The sequence below is a fragment of the Cupriavidus sp. TMH.W2 genome (assembly GCF_050847365.1).
GTDB lineage: Bacteria > Pseudomonadota > Gammaproteobacteria > Burkholderiales > Burkholderiaceae > Cupriavidus.
The window spans coordinates 2,768,636-2,785,092 of record NZ_CP193792.1; the positions used below are offsets into that span (position 1 = coordinate 2,768,636).

15 protein-coding genes are annotated in these 16,457 nt (G+C 66.4%); 4 read left to right on the forward strand and 11 right to left on the reverse strand.

Annotated features, from left to right (window positions below):
* Window positions 1-7: 7 nt before the first annotated feature.
* The 4 genes from ACREYQ_RS12715 to ACREYQ_RS12730 all read left to right on the forward strand — a co-directional run bounded on the left by ACREYQ_RS12715 (window position 8) and on the right by ACREYQ_RS12730 (window position 3,219).
* Complete coding sequence (locus ACREYQ_RS12715) at window positions 8-550, forward strand: TRAP transporter small permease subunit (RefSeq protein WP_432257941.1); 543 nt, start codon at window positions 8-10, stop codon at window positions 548-550.
* Window positions 547-2,262, forward strand: a complete 1,716-nt coding sequence (locus ACREYQ_RS12720; RefSeq protein ID WP_432257942.1) for a TRAP transporter large permease — start codon at window positions 547-549, stop codon at window positions 2,260-2,262. The genes ACREYQ_RS12715 and ACREYQ_RS12720 overlap by 4 nt, the downstream gene beginning before the upstream one ends.
* Window positions 2,263-2,576: 314 nt before the next feature.
* Entirely contained in the window at window positions 2,577-2,813 is a 237-nt protein-coding gene (locus tag ACREYQ_RS12725; RefSeq protein WP_432260415.1) for a FitA-like ribbon-helix-helix domain-containing protein, read from the forward strand.
* Window positions 2,800-3,219, forward strand: a complete 420-nt coding sequence (locus ACREYQ_RS12730; protein WP_432257943.1) for a type II toxin-antitoxin system VapC family toxin — start codon at window positions 2,800-2,802, stop codon at window positions 3,217-3,219. The genes ACREYQ_RS12725 and ACREYQ_RS12730 overlap by 14 nt, the downstream gene beginning before the upstream one ends.
* Window positions 3,220-3,523: 304 nt before the next feature.
* Here ACREYQ_RS12730 and ACREYQ_RS12735 read toward each other — a convergent pair whose 3' ends face one another.
* The 11 genes from ACREYQ_RS12735 to ACREYQ_RS12785 form a co-directional block, all read right to left on the reverse strand.
* Entirely contained in the window at window positions 3,524-5,794 is a 2,271-nt protein-coding gene (locus ACREYQ_RS12735) for an Orn/Lys/Arg decarboxylase N-terminal domain-containing protein (protein ID WP_432257944.1), read from the reverse strand.
* Between the two features lie 151 nt (window positions 5,795-5,945).
* Entirely contained in the window at window positions 5,946-6,512 is a 567-nt protein-coding gene (dcd, locus tag ACREYQ_RS12740; RefSeq protein WP_211945564.1) for a dCTP deaminase, read from the reverse strand.
* 96 nt (window positions 6,513-6,608) lie between these two features.
* Window positions 6,609-7,439 carry a formate dehydrogenase accessory sulfurtransferase FdhD gene (locus ACREYQ_RS12745; RefSeq protein ID WP_432257945.1) on the reverse strand — a complete coding sequence of 277 codons (831 nt, stop codon included), beginning with the start codon at window positions 7,437-7,439 and terminating at the stop codon, window positions 6,609-6,611.
* A 58-nt stretch (window positions 7,440-7,497) separates the two neighbouring features.
* Complete coding sequence (locus tag ACREYQ_RS12750) at window positions 7,498-7,857, reverse strand: hypothetical protein (protein ID WP_432257946.1); 360 nt, start codon at window positions 7,855-7,857, stop codon at window positions 7,498-7,500.
* A 35-nt stretch (window positions 7,858-7,892) separates the two neighbouring features.
* Window positions 7,893-9,101, reverse strand: a complete 1,209-nt coding sequence (locus ACREYQ_RS12755) for a formate dehydrogenase subunit gamma (protein WP_432257947.1) — start codon at window positions 9,099-9,101, stop codon at window positions 7,893-7,895.
* Between the two features lie 64 nt (window positions 9,102-9,165).
* Window positions 9,166-9,402: a hypothetical protein gene (locus ACREYQ_RS12760; protein WP_432257948.1), complete on the reverse strand. Its 237-nt coding sequence runs from the start codon at window positions 9,400-9,402 to the stop codon at window positions 9,166-9,168.
* Window positions 9,399-10,067: a formate dehydrogenase FDH3 subunit beta gene (gene fdh3B, locus ACREYQ_RS12765; RefSeq protein ID WP_432257949.1), complete on the reverse strand. Its 669-nt coding sequence runs from the start codon at window positions 10,065-10,067 to the stop codon at window positions 9,399-9,401. Before fdh3B ends, ACREYQ_RS12760 begins: the two co-directional genes overlap by 4 nt.
* Before the next feature lie 15 nt (window positions 10,068-10,082).
* Window positions 10,083-13,115, reverse strand: coding sequence for a molybdopterin-dependent oxidoreductase (locus ACREYQ_RS12770; protein WP_432257950.1), 3,033 nt, complete (start codon window positions 13,113-13,115; stop codon window positions 10,083-10,085).
* Window positions 13,116-13,198: 83 nt separating this feature from the next.
* A complete protein-coding gene (locus ACREYQ_RS12775) occupies window positions 13,199-13,414 on the reverse strand; it encodes a formate dehydrogenase (protein WP_115012811.1) in 216 nt (71 codons plus the stop codon).
* A 186-nt stretch (window positions 13,415-13,600) separates the two neighbouring features.
* A complete protein-coding gene (locus tag ACREYQ_RS12780) occupies window positions 13,601-14,233 on the reverse strand; it encodes a TorD/DmsD family molecular chaperone (RefSeq protein ID WP_432257951.1) in 633 nt (210 codons plus the stop codon).
* Between the two features lie 33 nt (window positions 14,234-14,266).
* The gene (locus ACREYQ_RS12785; RefSeq protein WP_432257952.1) at window positions 14,267-16,432 is read right to left on the reverse strand and encodes a 4Fe-4S binding protein; all 2,166 of its coding nucleotides are present in this window, start codon (window positions 16,430-16,432) and stop codon (window positions 14,267-14,269) included.
* Between the last annotated feature and the right edge of the window lie 25 nt (window positions 16,433-16,457).

Sequence of the window (16,457 nt, forward strand, 5' to 3'; positions counted from 1 at the left end):
ACAACCCATGTATTACTTGCTTGGTCTGTCACGACAGATCGACAGGTTGAATCAGCACACTGGCAGGCTTGCAAACATCATGATCCTGCTGTCGTGCCTGATCAGCGCAGGCAATGCCCTCCTGCGCTATGGCTTCAACTTGAGCGACAACTGGCCACTCGAACTGCAGTGGTACATGTTTGCCATTGCCGTGATGTTCGGCGCCTCTTACACCTTCCAGCGCAATGAGCACGTGCGCGTAGACCTGATCTACGGCAACGTGTCGGAACGCGCGCAGCACTGGATCGACATCTTCGGCATCGTCGTATTCCTGCTGCCCTCGGCCATCCTGTTCACTTGGCTGTCGTGGGATTCCCTGTTCCTGCCCTCGTGGCGCATCCTCGAGCAATCCGGTAATTCCGGCGGCCTGCCGCGATACCCGATCAAGCTGGTGGTGCCGGTCGGCTTTGCCTTGCTGGCTTTGCAAGGCGTGTCCGAACTGATCAAGCGCATCGCCGCCCTGCAAGGCCTGGTGCGTATCGAATCGAAATACGAGAGGCCGGTGCAATGATCCCGTTGGAATATATGCCGCCGCTGATGTTCGGCGGCCTGGTGGTATTCATGCTGATCGGGTTCCCGGTCGCATTTTCGCTATCCGCGGTCGGGCTGGCCTTCGGTTTCCTGGCCATTGAATGGGGCTATTTCCCCATCAGCTTCCTGCAGGCCGTGCCGAGCCGCGTATTCGGCAGTGTGCTGGCCAACGAGCTGCTGCTGGCCATTCCGTTCTTCACCTTCATGGGCGCCATCCTGGAGAAATGCGGGCTGGCGGAAGACATGCTGGACTCCATGGGCCAGCTGTTCGGCCCGGTGCGCGGCGGCCTTGGCTATTCGGTCATTATCGTCGGCTTTATTCTCGGCGCCATTACCGGCACCGTGGCGGCGCAGGTCATTGCAATGGCGATGATCTCGCTGCCGGTGATGATGCGGTACCGCTACAACATGAAGTACGCCACCGGCGTACTGGCCGCGTCGGGCACCATCACGCAGCTGGTGCCGCCGTCGCTGGTGCTGGTGGTGCTGGCCGACCAGCTCAAGACGCCGCTGGGCAGCGCCGACGTGGGCAGCATGTACCTGGGTGCATGGGGCCCGTCGGTGGTACAGATTGCGCTGTTCGCGCTCTATACCTTCCTGCTGGCGCGCTTCAAGCCCGACTGGCTGCCGCCTGTGCCCCCCGAAGCCCGCACGCTGCGGGGCTGGGCGCTGTGGCGCAAATGCCTGCGCGGCATCATCCCCTGCGCGGTGCTGATCTTCCTGGTGCTGGGCACGATCATGCTGGGCATCGCAACGCCGACGGAATCCGGCGCCATGGGCGCGGTCGGCGCGCTGGTGCTGGCCGTGATCCGCGACAAGGCATTCAGCCGGATCGACCGCCAGATCTACCGCGTCGGCCTCGCCGCCACGCTGGTGGCCACGGGCGTGGGCATCTTCGCCTTCGGCTCGCACGCGTTCCGCATCCCGCTGGCAGTGGTGTACCTGGTCATCCTCTGGCTGCTGCTGCGCGCCGGCCAGATGACCGAGCTGCGCCTGCTGATCGTCGACGCCTACCAGTCAACCGCACGCATCACGGCCATGGTGGTGTTCATCCTGATCGGCTCCACCTGCTTCTCGGTGGTGTTCCAGGGCGTGGACGGGGGCGCCTGGGTGGAACACCTGTTCACCTCGCTGCCAGGCGGCTGGATCGGCTTCCTGATCGTGGTGAACCTGTTCATCTTCTTCCTGGCATTCTTTCTCGATTTCTTCGAGATCGCCTTCATCGTGGTGCCCATGCTGGCCCCGGTGGCCGTGAAGGTGCTGACACCGGTGGTCATGGATTCCATGGGCGGCAATCCCGAAGCTGCCGCCACGGCGGCGCTGGTGTGGTTCGGCGTGATGCTGTGCGTGAACATGCAGACCTCGTTCATGCACCCGCCGTTCGGCTTCGCGCTGTTCTACCTGCGCGGCATCGCCCCGAAGGAAGTGAAGAGCTCCGACATCTACTGGGGCGCCCTGCCCTGGGTGGGCCTGCAACTGGTGATGGTGCTGCTGGTGATGTTCTGGCCAGGCATGGTGACCGCCCTGCTCGACAAGGGTTCGCTGCACCATAGCAACGCGGCGGAGGTCAGCATCCCGCTTGGCGGGGAGCCGGAGAAACCGGCATCCGCGCCGGGTTCCCTGGAACTGCCAGGCGCGGCGCCGACACCCGAGCCCGCGACACCACAGTTCGAATTCGAGAAGAAGAACTGATCCGGATAGTCGGCCCAAGGCCCCGCAGCAATGCGGGGCTTTTTCATTGGCGCGGGTGGGTTGTGGCGATGCGGCAGCCTGGCGTTGCGCAAAAGGAACGCGTTCGCGATTGCGAATCGGCTCATCGACCGGCGCTCCGGCGCGGCCCAGACTGGCTCCTGCGTTCAGCGACTTGACCCAGGAGAGCAACCATGCAGACCACCAAAGCCTTGGACCGGCCCGACACCGCCGCGATGTACAGCCTGCCATCGATACGTAACCGCCGCATTGATAACAATGCTATCATCCCTCCATCCGATGGTGAGGAGGTCAAGATGGCAACACTACTCGTTCGCGGCATCGATGAATCCCTGGTCCAGCGCCTGCGCGAGCGGGGCGTCGCCAACGGCCGCAGCGCCGAGGCCGAGCACCGCGCCATCCTGGCGCAGGCGCTGGGCGGCACGCGGCGGCGCAGCTTTGCCGAGGTGCTGGCCAGCATCCCGGACGTCGGCGACGACGCCGACTTCGAGCGGACCCAGGATACGGGCGAGGCGCCGCGTGTATTTGATTGATACCAACGTCATCAGCGAAACGCGCAAGCGCGAGCGCGCCAACCCAGGCGTGTGCGCGTTCTTCCGGCAGGCGGCGCGGGAAGGTGCCGCGCTCTATCTGTCGGCGCTGACCGTGGGCGAGCTCCAGCGAGGCGTTGCACTGATCCGGCATCGCGGCGATACGGCGCAGGCCGCGGTGCTGGAGCAATGGCTGGCGACGGTGCTGGAGGATTTTGGCCGGCAGGTATTGCCGGTCGATGCCGACGTCGCCCAGGTCTGGGGCCAGCTGCGCGCGCCGCGGCCGGAGCACGCGCTGGACAAGTTCATCGCGGCGACGGCGCTGATCCACGACCTGACCGTTGTCACGCGCAATGTGGAGGACTTCCGCGGCACGGGCGCGATGCTGCTGAATCCGTTCACCTATTGATGTTTCCGAAATTCACGACAACGCTTCTTGCTTGTCGTTCCCGCGCAGGCGGGAACCCAGTGACTTCAAAGACGCTGGATTCCCGCCTGCGCGGGAATGACTGTGGTTGTTTTTGCACTGTCGCGAATCAGGGAAAGCTCAATAGGCAAAGAAGAAAGGGCCCCGCATAGCGGGGCCCCAGCGTGCTGACAAAGCTTTCATGCGGGACGAGTGCGACCGGGCCCGGACAACCGTTTGCGTGCTCCCTCTCCCGCTTGCGGGAGAGGGAGCAAACCCTCGCATGGAGCGTCCGGTAGCGGACCGCTCAGCCGCCCTGCTTCACGCAGTCGACAAAATACGCCTTCTTGCCGTCGACCTGATCCTCGACCAGTCCGTGGATGTCGGTCTCGAAGCCCGGGAACAGCTTGTTGAACTCGCGCGCGAACTTCAGGTACTGCACGATGGTGCGGTTGAAGCGCTCGCCCGGGATCAACAGCGGAATGCCCGGCGGGTACGGCGTCAGCAGGATGGCGGTGACGCGGCCTTCCAGGTCGTCCACCGGCACGCGCTCGATCTCGCGGTGCGCCATCATGGCCCAGGCGTCCGACGGCTTCATCGCCGGTTCCATGTCCGACAGGTACATCTCGGTGGTCACGCGCGCCACGTCGTTGGCCTTGTACACGCTGTGGATCGCATCGCACAGGTCACGCAGGCCCATGCGCTCGTATTGCGGGTGCTTGCCGACGAATTCCGGCAGCACGCGCCACAGCGGCTGGTTCTGGTCGTAGTCGTCCTTGAACTGCTGCAGCTCGGTCACCAGCGAGTTCCAGCGGCCCTTGGTAATGCCGATGGTGAACATGATGAAGAACGAGTACAGCCCGGTCTTCTCGATGATGATGCCGTGCTCGGCCAGGTACTTGGTGACGATGGCCGCCGGGATGCCGCGGTCGCTGAACTCGCCGTCCACGTTCAGGCCCGGGGTGATGATGGTGGCCTTGATCGGGTCGAGCAGGTTGAAGCCGTCGGCCAGGTCGCCGAAGCCGTGCCAGCGCTCGTTGGCCTTGAGCATCCACTCTTCGCGGTCGCCGATGCCGTCTTCGATCAGCGCATCGGGGCCCCACACCTTGAACCACCAGTCGCCGTTGTTGCCGGCCTCGTAGTCGCCCTCGACCTTGCGCATGGCGCGGCGGAAGTCCAGCGCCTCCTGGATGCTTTCTTCCACCAGGGCGGTGCCGCCGGGCGCTTCCATCATCGCCGCGGCCACGTCGCACGAGGCGATGATCGAGTACTGCGGGCTGGTCGAGGTATGCATCAGGTAGGCCTCGTTGAAGCGGTAGCGGTCCAGCTTGCGCGTCTCGGAATCCTGCACGAGGATCTGCGAAGCCTGCGACAGGCCCGCCAGCAGCTTGTGCGTGGACTGCGTGGCGAACACCAGCGCGTCTTTGCTGCGCGGGCGGTCCTTGCCGATCGCGTGCATATTGCGATAGAAGTCGTGGAACGCCGCATGCGGCAGCCAGGCTTCATCGAAGTGCAGCGTGTCGATCTCGGACGCCAGCATTTCCTTGATCTGCTCGGCGTTGTACAGCACGCCGTCGTACGTCCCCTGGGTGATGGTCAGGATGCGCGGCTTCTGGTTCCTGGCCTTGCTGGCGAACGGGTGGTTGGCGATCTTCCTTCTGATCGTTTCCGGATCGAACTCGCTCTTCGGGATCGGGCCGATGATGCCATAGTGATTGCGCGTGGGCATCAGGAAGACCGGGATCGCGCCCGTCATCATGATCGCGTGCAGGATCGACTTGTGGCAGTTGCGGTCCACCACCACGATGTCGCCCGGCGCCACGTTGGCATGCCACACCATCTTGTTCGAGGTGGAGGTGCCGTTGGTGACGAAATACATGTGGTCGGAGTTGAAGATGCGCGCGGCATTGCGCTCCGATGCGGCCACCGGGCCGGTGTGGTCCAGCAGCTGGCCCAGCTCGTCGACCGCGTTGCAGACGTCGGCGCGCAGCATGTTCTCGCCGAAGAACTGGTGGAACACCTGGCCCACCGGGCTCTTCAGGAACGCCACGCCGCCCGAGTGCCCCGGGCAGTGCCACGAGTACGAACTGTCCTGCGCGTAGTCGATCAGCGCCTTGAAGAACGGCGGCGCCAGCGTATCGAGGTAGACCTTGGCTTCGCGGATGATGTGGCGCGCCACGAATTCCGGCGTGTCCTCGAACATGTGGATGAAGCCGTGCAGCTCGCGCAGGATATCGTTGGGGATATGGCGCGAGGTGCGGGTCTCGCCGTACAAAAAGATCGGCAGGTCCGAGTTGCGGCGGCGCACTTCGTTGACGAACGCGCGCAGCTTCTCGATGGCGGCGGCTTCGGGCTGGTCGTCGTCGCGCACGAACTCGTCGTCGTCGATCGACACGATAAAGCTCGAGGCGCGGCTCGACTGCTGAGCAAACGAAGTCAGGTCGCCGTAGCTGGTCAGGCCCATCACCTCCATGCCTTCTTTCTCGATCGCTTCGGCCAGCGCGCGGATGCCCGAGCCAGAGATGTTCTCGGAGCGGAAGTCTTCGTCAATGATGATGACGGGGAAGCGGAATTTCATCGGGCATCCTTGATGGAATAGCGTGACATAAAGGACTTGAGCCACATGGCCGGCAGGGGTTCCCCGCAACGGCGACATGTGGCTCTCACGTCAGGTTCGGCGGCCCTTCCGGGAACCAGCCGTTCCGGCAAACGCCGGCATTGTAATGCGCTCAGGTCTTCGGCAGCGTGACACCGTGCTGGCCCTGGTACTTGCCGCCCCGGTCGGCGTACGAGGTCTCGCAGACCTCGTCGCTCTCGAAGAACAGCACCTGGGCGCAGCCCTCGCCGGCGTAGATCTTGGCGGGCAGCGGCGTGGTGTTGGAGAACTCCAGCGTCACATAGCCTTCCCACTCGGGCTCGAACGGCGTCACGTTGACGATGATGCCGCAGCGGGCATAGGTGCTCTTGCCCAGGCAGATGGTCAGCACGCTGCGCGGGATGCGGAAGTACTCCATCGTGCGCGCCAGCGCGAACGAGTTGGGCGGGATGATGCAGACATCGCCCTTGAAATCCACAAACGACTTCTCGTCGAAATTCTTCGGATCGACGATGGTGCTGTTGATATTGGTGAAGATCTTGAATTCGTCGGCACAGCGGATGTCGTAGCCGTAGCTCGAGGTGCCGTACGACACGATCTTGCGGCCGTCAGCCTCCCGGACCTGGCCCGGCGCGAACGGCTCGATCATGCCGTGCTGCTCCGCCATGCGGCGGATCCATTTGTCGGATTTAATGCTCATAGGGTTGGGAGGTAGACACACTGGCTCGGAGTGCGCCGCATTGTACAACCAATCGGCGCCCGCCCTTCAAGCAAAGGGCAGCAGCGAAAGTGGATATTAAGCCACTATATCTTCAGGCAGGCGGTGACGGAAGCGCTCGCGCCCCGTGTAGAGCAGGAAATGCTTGCCGGTGCAGCGCGCGAACAGCGTCAGGTTGACGCGCCGCGCCATCTGGTAGCCCATCTGCGTGACGCCCGAACGCGACAGCAGGAACGGGATTCCCATCTGCGCGCCCTTGATCACCATCTCGGAGGTCAGGCGCCCGGTGGTGTAGAAGATCTTGTCGCCGCCCGTCATGCCTTCCAGCCACATGCGCCCGGCAATGGCGTCCACGGCGTTGTGGCGGCCCACGTCTTCGACAAACATCAGCAGCTCGGTGCCCTGGAACAGCGCGCAGCCATGCACCGAGCCGGCCTGCTTGTAGACCGACTGCTGCAGCCGGATGGTGTCGATGATGCCGTACAGGGTGTCCTGGTCCAGCGTGGCGCCAACCGGCAGGCGGATGCTGTCGACTTCATCCAGCAGCGAGCCGAACACGGTGCCCTGCCCGCAGCCGGTGGTCACCACGCGGCGCGCCGTGCGTTCCTCGATGCGGTCCACGCCGTTGCGCGTGGTCACGGCGGCCGACTCGGTTTCCCAGTCGACCTGCACCGCGGCGATGTCTTCGATCGATTCCACCAGCCGCTGGTTGCGCAGGTAGCCCAGCACCAGATGCTCGGGCGCGCCGCCCAGCGTCATCAGCGTGACCAGCTCGCGCTTGTCCAGGTAGACCGTCAGCGGCCGCTCGCCCGGCAGGTAGGCCGCGCGCACGCGCCCCTGCTCGTCGACGACTTCAACCTCTTCGATCAGGGGAACGGCTGCCTGGGTAAGCTCGGGACGCAGGGTCATGACGAGGCGGCTCGGGGCCGCTGGTGAAGGCCCCGAGCGGCATGCATCGGGGCGGGAATTACGGCGCCTTCGCAGGCGATTGTACCGCGCCGGGCGTGCCTGCCACGGCGGGTGCCGGGGTGGCCGCGGCCGGCGCCACGAAGGGCCCCGGATCGGCACATGGGGCAGTCTGCGCGGGCTCGCGCACTTCCTTGCCTTGCGCCTTGCGGCCGGCGTAGTAATGCACGGCGGTCTTGTCCTGGGCACGGCACAGCTGGTAGGCAGCGACCTTGTCCGACCAGGCGGTGCGCGCCTTGGCCTCGGCGGCCTTGGCCTGCTGGGCCTCGGTCGGCGGCGGCAGCTTGGCCTGTGCGCCCGGGGTGTAGGCTGCGAAAGCGGCGCCGGCAGCCATGGCAATCAGCGTCAGGAGGCGTGTCATCGTCGAAGATTCCCGATTGATCGTTGGTGCCCGCTTCAGGCTTCGCCGGGGCTATGCCGCGCCGGGCGCCCCGCGGCGGCATCCGGGCTGGCCGAGCGCTGGGCCGGGATCTTGCCGGCCTTGATGTCGTCGTACCAGAGCTCGTGGTGTTCCCTGGCCCAGGCCTCGTCCACCCAGCCGTCGCGCATGGCGCGGTAGGCGCCTTCCATGCCGATGGTGCCCATGTAGATATGGCCGCAAGCCATGGCGATCATCAGCACCGCCGAGATCCCGTGGATCACGTTGGCGATCTGCATGGTCGCCCGGTAGTAGTCCAGGCCCGGCACGATCATGTCGAGCACCCAGCCCGATGCCGACAGCACCAGCCCGAACACGAACAGGCCGCCCCAGAACCAGATCTTCTCGCCGGCATTGAAGCGCCCGCTCGGCACGTGCTTGCCAGAGGCCAGCCCGCCGAGGCTGGTCACCCAGCGCACGTCGTCGCGGCTGGGCAGGTTATCGCGCACGAACACCACGAAGCCCGCGATCACCGATACCGTGAAGACCGGCCCCACCACGTTGTGCAGGTTCTTCAGCACGTAGGTCAGCCAGCCGAACAGCGTGTGGCCCATCAGCGGCAGCATGAAATGCTTGCCCAGCAGCATCACGATGCCCGATAGCGCCAGCACCACGAACGAGATCGCCATCGACCAGTGCACGATGCGCTCGAGCGGCGTAAAGCGCTCGATCATGCGGCCGGTGCGGGGTGAGCGCAGCGGGATGGTGCCGCGCCACAGGAAGAAGCCCAGGATCGCCAGCGGGACCACCAGCAGCAGCCAGCCGCCCCAGACGGTGATGACACCGTTGCGGAACAGGCGCCATTGCTGGCCGGTGCGCTGGATCAGCACGCCGGCTTCCTTGTCCGGCAGGCTGCTGTAGTGGCGCTGGTCGGAATTGACCTCGCGCCAGACCGGCGCATTGTTGCCGGGCTGCGTGACCGTGCGGCTCTTCTGCGACTGCGCCTCGGCGGCGATGTCGCGGCGCGGCACGTTGAAGATGTTCTCGGATGCGATCCCGGCCAGCGGCTGCGCCGGGTGCGTGGCCGGGTTGTTGGCGTCGGCATTGGCCTGTGCGGCGGCCGGTGCCGGCGGGGCCGAGGCCGGCGCCTGTGCGGCGGCGGTGCCGGCGACGGCCAGCAGCGCCAGCGCGCCGGCGCTCAGCCAGCGCCGCCAGCCTGCGCGGCATGCATTCTGCGACGGCGTCATATGCGCTCCTTCGGATCGTCGGGGGCCAGCGCCCGCCTGCCGGGGCGGCCCAACCGCAGCGCCTTCATTGCGTGCGGTTGTACTCGTTCTGCAACTGGTTACGCTGGCGGATCTGATTGGTCCAGCTGGTCTTGTCCCCCGCGGTCCACCCCTTGACCACGAACGGATCGTCCGGCGCGCCCTGGTAGGCCGGAGCATCGGCCTTGCGCTGCGACGCCCCGATGGTCTGCGGCTTCTCGCCGCAGGCGGCCAGCAGCACGCCGCACAGCGACATCGTTGCAACCACGCGGAAGCGGTTCATGACGCCTGCCCTCCCGAGGCCGCGGGGGCCGCCGGTGCCGCGGGCGCGGGCTGCGCCGGCTGGGCCGCGCCGCCCTTGGCGGTGCCATAGGCCGTGCCCCAGCCGAACACATCGCCGCCGGTGCCGCGCTTGATCACACGGTTGCGCAGGATGTCGGCTATCACATCGCCGTCGCCGCCCAGCAGCGCCTTGGTCGAGCACATCTCGGCGCACAGCGGCAGCTTGCCCTCGGCCAGGCGGTTGCGCCCGTACTTCTCGAACTCGGCTTCGGAGCCGTTCTTTTCCGGGCCGCCCGCGCAGAAGGTGCACTTGTCCATCTTGCCGCGCACGCCGAAGGTGCCGGTCGACGGGAACTGCGGCGCGCCGAACGGGCAGGCGTAGGAGCAGTAACCGCAGCCGATGCAGACGTCCTTGTCGTGCAGCACCACGCCGTCCTCGGTGCGGTAGAAACAGTCAACCGGGCAGACTGCCATGCAGGGCGCGTCCGAACAGTGCATGCAGGCCACGGAGATCGATTTCTCCGCCCCGACCACGCCGTCATTGACGGTGACCACGCGGCGCCGGTTCACGCCCCAGGGCACCTCGTGCTCGTTCTTGCAGGCAGTGACGCAGCTGTTGCACTCGATGCAGCGCTCGGCGTCACAGATAAATTTCATGCGTGCCATGGTGTTCCTCTGCGCTTATGCAAACCGCTCGATCTGGCAAACGGTGGTCTTGGTTTCCTGCATCATCGTGACCGCGTCATAGCCGTAGGTGGTGGCGGTATTCACCGCTTCGCCACGCACGATCGGCATCGCGCCCTCGGGGTAATAGTCCTTCAAGTCCTTGCCCTGCCACCAGCCCGAGAAGTGGAACGGGATGAAGGCGGTATCGGGCCCCACCCGCTCGGTCACCAGCGCGCGCACCTTGATGCGGGCCCCGGTGGGCGTCTTGACCCAGCAGAAGTCGCCGTTGCGGATGCCGCGGTCGGACGCCGCGCGCGGGTTGATCTCGACGAAGTTTTCCTGCTGCAGCTCCGCCAGCCACGGGTTGGAGCGGGTTTCCTCGCCGCCGCCCTCGTACTCGACCAGCCGCCCGGAGGTCAGGATGATCGGGAACTTTTCATAGACCTTGTTCTCGATATTGCGCTGCTGCACCGACTTGTACAGCGTCGGCAGCCGCCAGAACGCCATCTTGTCGTCGTGGGTCGGGTACTTGGCGACCATGTCGGGGCGCGTCGAGTACAGCGGCTCGCGGTGCTGCGGGATCGCGTCGGGGAAGTTCCACACCACCGCGCGCGCCTTGGCGTTGCCGAACGGGTGGCAGCCATGGTTCTTCATCACCACGCGCTGGATGCCGCCGGAGAGATCGGTCTTCCAGTTCTTGCCTTCGGCCCTGGCTTTTTCGGCATCGGTCAGGTCGTCCCACCAGCCCAGCTTCTTGAGCAGCACATGGTCGAACTCCGGATAGCCGGTGGTGATCTCCGCGCCCAGCGAATACGATCCGTCCTCGGCCAGCAGGTTGACGCCGTCGCGCTCCACGCCGAAGTTGGCGCGGAAGTTGCCGCCGCCGTCCATCACGTGCTTGCTGGTGTCGTACAGGTTGGGCGAGCCGGGATGCTTCAGCTCAGGCGTGCCATAGCATGGCCACGGCAGCCCGAAGTAGTCGCCGGTCAGGTCATAGCCGGTCACCGGGTCCTTGCCCGCCTTGCAGCGCAGCGTCCTGACGTCGAACATCTGCATATTGCGCATATGCGACTTCAGGCGCTCGGGCGACTGGCCGGTGTAGCCGATGGTCCAGTTGCTGGCGTTGATCTCGCGCAGGATCGATTCGGTCTCAGGCTCCATCCAGGTGCGGCCGGCACGCTTGACCTCGATCATCTTGAAGTTCTTCGACAGCTCCTTGCCGAAGCCGAGCCGGTCGGCAAACGCCTGCATGATGGCGTGATCAGGCATCGATTCGAACAGCGGCTCGATCACCTTCTCGCGCCATTGCAGCGAGCGGTTCGACGCCGTGCACGAGCCCGAGGTCTCGAACTGCGTGCAGGCCGGCAGCAGGTACACCGCGCGGTTCGGGTTGACCTTGCCGCCCTCGGCCGGCGGCATGTTGGCCATGGCCGCGGTCGCCGACGGGTATGGGTCGACCACCACCAGCAGGTCGAGCTTGTCGAGCGCGTTCTTCATCTCCAGGCCGCGCGTCTGCGAGTTCGGGGCGTGGCCCCAGAAGAACACGCCGCGCACGTTGTTGTCCTGGTCGATCAGCTCGTTCTTTTCGGTGACGATATCGATCCAGCGCGACACCGTGGTGCCGGACTTCTCCATCATCGTCTGCGAGGCGAACTGCTTCTTGATCCATTCGTAGTCGACGCCCCACACCGCGGCGTAGTGCTTCCACGCGCCGGTGGCCAGGCCGTAGTAGCCCGGCAGCGAGTCCGGGTTGGGGCCCACGTCGGTGGCGCCCTGCACGTTGTCGTGGCCGCGGAAGATATTGGCCCCGCCGCCCGACACGCCGATATTGCCCAGCGCCAGCTGCACGATGCACGAGGCGCGCACGATCGCATTGCCGATGGTGTGCTGGGTCTGGCCCATGCACCACACCAGCGTGCTGGGGCGGTTTTTGGCCATGATCTCGGCCACCATGTAGACCTGCGCCTCGGGCACGCCGCAGACTTCCTCGACCTTGTCCGGGGTCCACTTGGCCAGCACCTCTTCCTTGACCTTGTCCATGCCGTAGACCCGGTCGTTCAGGTACTTCTGGTCTTCCCAGCCGTTCTTGAAGATGTGGTACAGCACGCCGAACAGGAAGGCGATATCGGTGCCCGAGCGGATGCGCACATAGTGCTGGGCCTTGGCCGCGGTGCGCGTGTAGCGCGGGTCGACCACGATCACCTTGCAGCCGTTCTCCTTGGCATGCAGCAGGTGCAGCATCGACACCGGGTGCGCCTCGGCCGCGTTCGAACCGATATACAGCGCCGCCTTCGCGTTCTGCATATCGTTGTACGAGTTGGTCATGGCACCGTAGCCCCAGGTATTGGCCACGCCCGCCACCGTGGTGGAGTGGCAGATGCGCGCCTGGTGGTCGGTGTTGTTGGTGCCGAAGAACGACACCCACTTGCGCAGCAGATAGGACTGTTCGTTGCTGTGCTTGGACGAACCGACGAAGAACATCGAGTCCGGGCCGGTCTGCTGGCGGATCTCCTTCATCCTGGCGGTGATCTCGTCCAGCGCCTGGTCCCAGCTGATGCGCTGGTACTTGCCGTTGACCAGCTTCATCGGGTACTTGAGGCGGTATTCGCCGTGGCCGTGCTCGCGCAGCGCCGCGCCCTTGGCGCAGTGCGCGCCCATGTTGATGGGCGAATCGAACACCGGCTCCTGGCGGATCCACACGCCGTTCTGCACCACCGCGTCGACCGCGCAGCCAACCGAGCAGTGGCCGCATACGGTGCGCCTGACCACGATGCCGGTCTTGCCTTCGGCGGCGGCCGTCTTGTCATCGGCCGCGTCGGCCTTGCGCAGCAGCGTCAGTTGCGAGGCCGCCAGCCCGGCGCCAACGCCGATGCCCGAGCGCTTGAGAAAGCTGCGGCGGTCCATGGTCGGCATCGCACCGGCCAGGCTGGCCGCTAGCCGCTGCGTGAGCCGGCCGGAGACTGCGCCAGCATGTTCAGGCCGGTTGGCAAGGCCGTCAGCGAGGCGGGCGGATGCGCCCTGCGCCGCGCGTTTGCGGGTCAAGATCATGTCTCACCTCAGATGCGGACGATTCGCGTGCGCGCGGTGACGTCCGGTTGCAGGCGGCGCGGCAGACCACACCGCCCTGGCAGTTACACCAGCGTGGTCCGGTAATACTTGCGGATGTGGTCAGAGACCCGGTAACCCTTGCTGTCCGACGGGGCGTCGGTGGGTTCCGGCAGGGCTGCGGCCTGGCCCGGCATGGCCGGACCGCGCGCGGTCAGTGCTGCCGCACCCGTAGCGGCAGCCACGACTCCAGCGCCCGCGAGAAACGTGCGGCGCGCGACCCTGGTTGGCTTCTCTCTCATGTGAGGGCTCCTCGGCTGTCAAAGCCCGATGGTTGTCGCCGTTATGCGTTGTTATGCATATTCTAGAAGCAACTGGCAGGAAAGACCATGATATGCAAGGGTTTTCCTTACCTGCCCACCCGATTTCGGGTATGCGGCTGCCGTTGGCCCCGCAGTATTAAAGCCGTCTCGAGCCCGTGGCCGCGCTCAATGCATCTCGAGCGCGACGGCCTCCACGCCGGCAAAGGCGCCCAGCAAGCCCGCCACGCTGCGATAGAAACGCGCTTGCGGGTGCGCCGTTACCGCGTCGCACAATCGCTCCACCCACGGCTGCAGGTGCTGCGCGTAGAAGCGCTGCTGCTCGCCCGGGTTGGACACCGACAGGTCATCGCCCGCCACCAGGAAGCGCATCACCTCGCACAGCGTGGCGATATGGTCCTCGGTCTCGCTGACGCCCTCATGGCGCTCCAGGCCGTAGCGGGCCAGGTCCTCGCGCAACGCCACCAGCGGGCGTTCGTTGAGGAAGCCGGTCATATAAAAGGAGCCGTACAGGAACACGTCCTGGCGGCCCACGCCCACGAACAGCTGCCGGTATTCCTCCTCGGCCTCGGCTGCAGTGGTTTCGGATGCTGCATCGCACAACGCGTTCCACGCCTTGCCCAGCACGGTATTCGCGTCCTCGCCCACGGCGCGGTTGGCGGCGATGTGGTGCAGCAGCGCGGCATCGGGCGCGCGGTAGAACAGCGTGGCGAGCAGGCCGTACAGGTCGGCGCGGGCGGTGTCCTCGGCATCGTCGGCTGGCGGCGCGGCGGTAAGCTGGATCGGCTGGAAATCTGTCATGTCGTGATGAATTGTCCTGGGGTCTTGCCGCCGTCAGCGCAGCGTGGCTCCGGTTATCGTGCCCGGATCGCGTTCCATCATGTCCACCACGCGGCAGTCGGGGCACATCTTCAGGCGCTCGGCCGCGGCGCCGGCAAAGGCCGGATGGCCGGCCAGCCGCACCAGCATCGACTCCACCATCTGCGCCGTGCCGAAGGGCTTGGCGCAGCGGATGCAATGGAACGGCTGGGCCTCGCTCAGGGTCACCGGGCGGCGTGCCGCGTCGCCGGCCAGCAGGCGTGGCACCAGGGTGATGGCGTCTTCCGGGCAGGTCTTCTCGCACAGACCGCACTGCACGCAATTGCGCTCGATAAAGCTGAGCACGGGGCGCTCGGGGTTGTCGCGCAGCGCCTGCGACGGGCACGCGCCCACGCAGGCCATGCACAGGGTGCACTTGCCGGTATCCACGGCGACCGCGCCGATCGGGGCGCCGGCCGGCAGCGGCACGCTCTGCGCCGGCACCGGCGCGTGCCGCGCCAGGTGGTCCAGCGCAAAGTCCAGCATCTCGCGCTTGGCCGGCACGGGGCCGAACGGCGCCGGCGGCAGCGCGTTGCGGCCGGGGCGCAGCGCCGCCAGGCCCGCATCGAGCGCCGGGGTGTCGGCGGCCTCGACCAGCGACAGCACCTCGCCGTCATAGCCCAGGCCGGCCAGCATGGCGCGCCCGACCGCCATCTGCTCCTGCAGCGCGGTGCGGTACTGCGGCGCCTCGTTGCCGGTCAGCAGCACGGCCACGCGGCTTGCGCCCCAGCACAGCGCGGCCAGCCACAATTCCAGCCCGGCCGAGGCCGGATGGAACAGCGGCAGCGGCATGACATTGGCGGGCACGCCGCTGGCCTTGCCGCCGCGGGCGGCGCGGCCCAGCGCCAGCAGCGCGGGCGTGCCGTGTTCCTCGCCATGCAGCAGCACCACCGGATCACGCGCGCCCGCCTGGCGGTATGCCGACAGCAGCGTGCGCAGGCGCGCGCCGGTTACCTCCGGCCCCGGGTAGCCATAACTGATGGCGCCGCTTGGGCAGACGGTAGTACAGGCGCCGCAGCCCATGCACAGGTTGGGCGCGACCTCGATGCGCCCCTTGCCGTCATGCCAGCGCGACGCGATGGCCTCGGTCGAACAGATGTCGATGCAGGCGGTGCAGCCGGTGGTCTGGTTGCGGCCATGCGCGCACAGGCTTTCCTTGTAGCGGAAGAACTTCGGCTTCTCGAACTCGCCCACCAGCCCCGCCAGCATCAGCGCCTGCGCCTGCTGGCGCGCGGTATCGGCGCCGGCGTGCAGGTAGCCCTGCGGCGGCTGGTGCATGGTGAAGGCGGGCGTGTCGCAAAGATCGAAGACCAGGTCGAAGCGGCCCTGCACGGTGCCCTGCGGGCGGTCGAAGTCGATCGCCGCGGCGGCGCCGCAGGCGCGCACGCAATCGCGGTGCGAGCGGCAGCGCGACAGGTCGACCTGGTAGCTGAAGTCGATCGCGTCCTCGGGGCAGGCGTCGATGCAGGCATTGCAGCGGGTGCACAGGTCCAGGTCGATCGGGTTGCTGCGGCCGGCGCCGGTCTCCCAGCTGGCCTCGAACGCGCCGAGCCAGCCCGTCAGCGAGGCCAGCCGGCCGCTGTGGACCGGATAGGCACGCGCCGCCGGCTGCGCCGCGGCCCCTTCGCGCTGGTCGCTGCCGGTCAGCAGCACCGTGACTTCCAGCTGCATCGCGGCCAGGCGCTCGGCCCACGGCAGCGCGCGCTGGGCCGGGCCCAGCACCAGCACCGCGCCGTCGGAGCGGTAGTCCACCACCGGCACGGGATCGGGTTCGGGCAGCGCGGCCACGGCCAGCAGCGCGGCGATCTTGGCATTGGCGGTCTTTGGGTCGCGCCGGGCGCCCTGCGACCAGCCGCCGGTCTCGCGGATATTGACGAAACGCACCGGCGCGACCACCACCGGGCGGCCATCGTTGCCGTGGGCGGCTTGCGCGGCCACTTCGGTAAAGAGCTGGCGTTCCTGGGTGCAGGCGACGATCACGTCGTCGGTGCCGTCGAGCGCGGCGGTGAAGTCGCCGATTTCGCGCCGGCACAGCAGGCGATGGACCTTCAAGGGACCCTGGCTGGCGTCCCTGGTTGCTTCGGACAACGCCGCCCCGTCAAGCAGCATGGTGTCGTTGCAGTTGCAGATCAGCGTCGGCATGGCGAATGCGGCTGACCGGTCCGGG

What these genes read in the sequence shown, in the direction of transcription:
- ACREYQ_RS12750 (WP_432257946.1), bottom strand. Translation starts at nt 7,857, where the DNA reads ATGACACGCCTCCTGACGCTGATTGCCATGGCTGCCGGCGCCGCTTTC.
- ACREYQ_RS12715 (WP_432257941.1), top strand. Translation starts at nt 8, where the DNA reads ATGTATTACTTGCTTGGTCTGTCACGACAGATCGACAGGTTGAATCAG.
- ACREYQ_RS12775 (WP_115012811.1), bottom strand. Translation starts at nt 13,414, where the DNA reads ATGAGAGAGAAGCCAACCAGGGTCGCGCGCCGCACGTTTCTCGCGGGC.
- ACREYQ_RS12785 (WP_432257952.1), bottom strand. Translation starts at nt 16,432, where the DNA reads ATGCCGACGCTGATCTGCAACTGCAACGACACCATGCTGCTTGACGGG.
- fdh3B (WP_432257949.1), bottom strand. Translation starts at nt 10,067, where the DNA reads ATGGCACGCATGAAATTTATCTGTGACGCCGAGCGCTGCATCGAGTGC.
- ACREYQ_RS12745 (WP_432257945.1), bottom strand. Translation starts at nt 7,439, where the DNA reads ATGACCCTGCGTCCCGAGCTTACCCAGGCAGCCGTTCCCCTGATCGAA.
- ACREYQ_RS12760 (WP_432257948.1), bottom strand. Translation starts at nt 9,402, where the DNA reads ATGAACCGCTTCCGCGTGGTTGCAACGATGTCGCTGTGCGGCGTGCTG.
- ACREYQ_RS12780 (WP_432257951.1), bottom strand. Translation starts at nt 14,233, where the DNA reads ATGACAGATTTCCAGCCGATCCAGCTTACCGCCGCGCCGCCAGCCGAC.
- dcd (WP_211945564.1), bottom strand. Translation starts at nt 6,512, where the DNA reads ATGAGCATTAAATCCGACAAATGGATCCGCCGCATGGCGGAGCAGCAC.
- ACREYQ_RS12720 (WP_432257942.1), top strand. Translation starts at nt 547, where the DNA reads ATGATCCCGTTGGAATATATGCCGCCGCTGATGTTCGGCGGCCTGGTG.
- ACREYQ_RS12770 (WP_432257950.1), bottom strand. Translation starts at nt 13,115, where the DNA reads ATGATCTTGACCCGCAAACGCGCGGCGCAGGGCGCATCCGCCCGCCTC.
- ACREYQ_RS12725 (WP_432260415.1), top strand. Translation starts at nt 2,577, where the DNA reads ATGGCAACACTACTCGTTCGCGGCATCGATGAATCCCTGGTCCAGCGC.
- ACREYQ_RS12735 (WP_432257944.1), bottom strand. Translation starts at nt 5,794, where the DNA reads ATGAAATTCCGCTTCCCCGTCATCATCATTGACGAAGACTTCCGCTCC.
- ACREYQ_RS12755 (WP_432257947.1), bottom strand. Translation starts at nt 9,101, where the DNA reads ATGACGCCGTCGCAGAATGCATGCCGCGCAGGCTGGCGGCGCTGGCTG.